5 protein-coding genes are annotated in these 2,894 nt (G+C 62.9%); 1 reads left to right on the forward strand and 4 read right to left on the reverse strand.

The features are described from left to right. Positions 1-190: hypothetical protein (locus Q368_RS26835; RefSeq protein WP_211249810.1), on the forward strand; the 190-nt coding region annotated here is incomplete at its 5' end. Positions 191-574: 384 nt separating this feature from the next. On the opposite strand, the gene Q368_RS23610 is transcribed toward Q368_RS26835, so the two are convergent. From Q368_RS23610 to Q368_RS0122670, 4 genes are all read right to left on the reverse strand, one after another. Further along, entirely contained in the window at positions 575-931 is a 357-nt protein-coding gene (locus Q368_RS23610; RefSeq protein ID WP_156955902.1) for a hypothetical protein, read from the reverse strand. Positions 932-1,017: 86 nt separating this feature from the next. Next, on the reverse strand, positions 1,018-1,548 hold the full coding sequence (locus Q368_RS0122660) for a hypothetical protein (RefSeq protein WP_052360365.1): 531 nt from the start codon (positions 1,546-1,548) through the stop codon (positions 1,018-1,020). A gap of 182 nt (positions 1,549-1,730) precedes the next feature. Then, a complete protein-coding gene (locus tag Q368_RS0122665) occupies positions 1,731-2,204 on the reverse strand; it encodes an ERCC4 domain-containing protein (protein WP_029461290.1) in 474 nt (157 codons plus the stop codon). A 4-nt stretch (positions 2,205-2,208) separates the two neighbouring features. After that, complete coding sequence (locus tag Q368_RS0122670; protein ID WP_029461291.1) at positions 2,209-2,796, reverse strand: hypothetical protein; 588 nt, start codon at positions 2,794-2,796, stop codon at positions 2,209-2,211. Between the last annotated feature and the right edge of the window lie 98 nt (positions 2,797-2,894).

Raw genomic sequence — 2,894 nt, forward strand, 5'->3', positions numbered from 1 at the left:
CCCCCTGCCACTTTTCGAGGGGGCCTTGCCGGCTTCTGAACGAAGGCGCGAGGTGAAACCTGAAGTGCGCGGTGTTTTCTCACGCGCGCGCGAAGGATTTGCGACCAAACCTGTACCGCACAAGCCCCGTCAGCGTTTCTCACGCGCGCGCGAAGGATTTGCTGGTAACTACGTGGTAACCACGGCCTGATGCGCCCCCCTCCCCCTGCTTCATCCTGACCATGGGAACCGGATAACCCCCACCCCCATGCCCCCCGACGACGTGATGGAACCGCCTGGCCAGTAGTACCTCGGGAGAGAATTTTGGGACATGTACGCGCGGGCGCGCGCGTGAGGCTGGACCCCGAACAACGAACCGAACAAGCCCCAAAAGTACGCACCCAGGTACGCACAAATTCCCTCACGCGAACGTGCCCCCCGGCCTGACTTAACATCGTGAAGTTAGGGGGGACGGTACGCGCGCACGCGCGAGGGGATGGTGGTGACGGCACTGGTGACCAGCGACTTCGGACTGATCCCGCGCGCCTCTTTTCAGCCTGTTTTTTCAGGCCGGCATGGGCAGGTGACCCAAACGTCAGGGCGCAGGTGTTTCGATTGTCCTGGGACGGAAACGGGCTCCTCCACCAGCAAGCTGGTACTGCTCCTGGGCATGGCGGCGCAGCTTTTCCCGCTGCTCGGCGCTGATGTACGGATTGCGCCCCGTCCTGAATGGCCACAGCCCGCACGGCTCCAGGTCCATGAACACCTTGCCGGCGGTGCAGGTGGCCGGCTCCTCCCCGGGCTGGCACTCCTCGCGGCAGTACCCGGCGATGACGCGAACCAGCCGGCGGTCGGCCCCCTGCTCGATGACGCCCATGCGGTAACCATGGAAGGTGCAGGTCGTAGACGCGCACTCCGCCACAAGCGGGGCACTGCCACCCATGCAGGCCAAGCAAAAGCGCCTGATAGACTCAAGCGCGGTTCGGCGCTTTCCTTCAAAGCCGGGGACAACAGGCTTTTTCGTCATGCTGTTCACTCCTAAAAATCAGGCGTGAGGTTGAATCGCTCCCCCATCGCCAGCCAGAAACCAAGTTCTATTTCCTGAATCTGCCACCTGATGCGGTCGAATGTCCGTTGGTGCATGTGCTTCGGCTTGAACGTGACCGGGTACGCCGTGCCGGCCTTTGCCTGGACCCGTTCCCGCAGCTTGTTCGACCGCCGCAACGCCCGGGACAGTTTGTCCTCGTTTTCGACCGCGTAGGCGATGCCGTGGCAATGCCGGCACCAGAAGCGCCGACCGCCAAACAGAACGCCGACGCGCCGGCCGCACCTCGGGCACAGGAACCAGGTCCGCGTCCCGCCGTAGTTGCAGGGGGTCCGGTCCAGGTCCACAAGCTCGTCAACCAGCTCGCCGGCCCTGGTCGAATAGGACAAGCGGATGGAATCGACGCTGGTGAAAATGCTGATGCTCCCGGCGGGCTCGTCGCCCCAGGACCAGCTCCACGAAAAAGCCAGCCCTGGCCGTAGGCAATCCCGGCGATGGAGCTGCCGCACGTCCAGGCGCAGCATGTGCTCCCCGACCGGCCGCCAGCCCGTTCGTCCTCTACCCACGTCAGCACCTCCGAAATATTTTCCAAATCAAAAGCGAAAAGTTGGGTTTTGCTTCCCCTGAATCGCCCCGAAACATAGGCACCATGCGGTTTTTCACGTGGTCATCGGGCGACCGTTTTTATGGGGTGCAGTTTTGCCCATCATGCCGCCTGCCCATGGGCTTTGACGATGGCCTGGAATCGCTTCCGGGCTCCATCAAGGTACTGGTGCAGGAAGGACCAAACGGCATATTCCCCGGCCGCCCGGCTGCCGACGAACAGGAAGGGCACGCGCAAGTGAGCCATGAAGCTGATGACGCTTTGACAGGCGCTATGCGGGTTCAAGCGGGACCGATACTTCCCACCGGCCAAGTCGGACCATGGGGCTTCGACCACCACCAGGAAGGCATCCATGCCCCGGGCGCGCTCCAGCTCCCTGACGAACCGCTGGCGCTCCTGCCCCAGGCACATGGTCAGGTCAGCAAGGCTTTTGCGCTCGCAGGCCACCATGCTTTCCAGCCCCCTCACCGAATAATCGCCCGTGGCCAGGCTTCCGTCCTCCACGGTCACGCCCTCGTACCTGGGGCTGTCGAAGGCGTAGCCGGCCTGTTCCCTGGTGTCGCGGATGATAAGCACGGCGTCAGCCCTCGCCCCGATCCGCCCGGCGCTGGTCCAGGATGGCGGCCACGTCAGCGCGGTGCTTGTCGTAGAAGGACCAGAAGTTTGACGCCTGGGAATGAAGTTCAACCCCCTGTTCCACCAGGTCTCGGTGAAGTTCCGCTACAACAAAGTCTTCGCCATCACGCTCGATGCGGTCGGCTATCGCGGCCAACAGGAAAGGCTCGTCGAACTTTCCGCGCGACTTCCGAGACTTCGGCATTTTGGGCTCAGTCGCAGGCTTCGCTTCCAACAGGTCAATCCTATCCGCGAGCATGGCGATGCGTTCCAAAGTGTCGTAATCGCTTAAGCTAGACTGGCTAGCCTGCGCTAGCTTTTCGACTGAGCCTTCGACACTTGCCATCCGCGCCTCGATGACGGCGAGCTGGGCCTTGATGCCGACCACTTCAGGATCGGGACCACCAGCAACAGGCCCGGCGCCCACGGGCGACTCCATGCCGGCGGCCAGGATGACGGCCCGGGAAGCTAAGTTCGCCACGGACGCCCCCGGGGACGCGGCCTTCAACTGCTCCAACGCTTCGACCGCCGCCGGTTCCAACCAGACCAACATGTCCTTGGGGTCGTCTCAGAAAACGGAAAAAATCGTACGCTAAGCCTGGGCTGAGGCTGGCACCCAGCGGTACAGCGTCGGAATGGACACACCGAGGT

Source organism: Solidesulfovibrio alcoholivorans DSM 5433 (genome assembly GCF_000702665.1).
Taxonomy (GTDB): Bacteria; Desulfobacterota; Desulfovibrionia; order Desulfovibrionales; family Desulfovibrionaceae; genus Solidesulfovibrio; species Solidesulfovibrio alcoholivorans.

Coding starts and splice junctions, on each gene's coding strand:
- Q368_RS0122670 (WP_029461291.1), bottom strand. CDS start 2,796: ATGTTGGTCTGGTTGGAACCGGCGGCGGTCGAAGCGTTGGAGCAGTTG.
- Q368_RS0122660 (WP_052360365.1), bottom strand. CDS start 1,548: ATGCTGCGCCTGGACGTGCGGCAGCTCCATCGCCGGGATTGCCTACGG.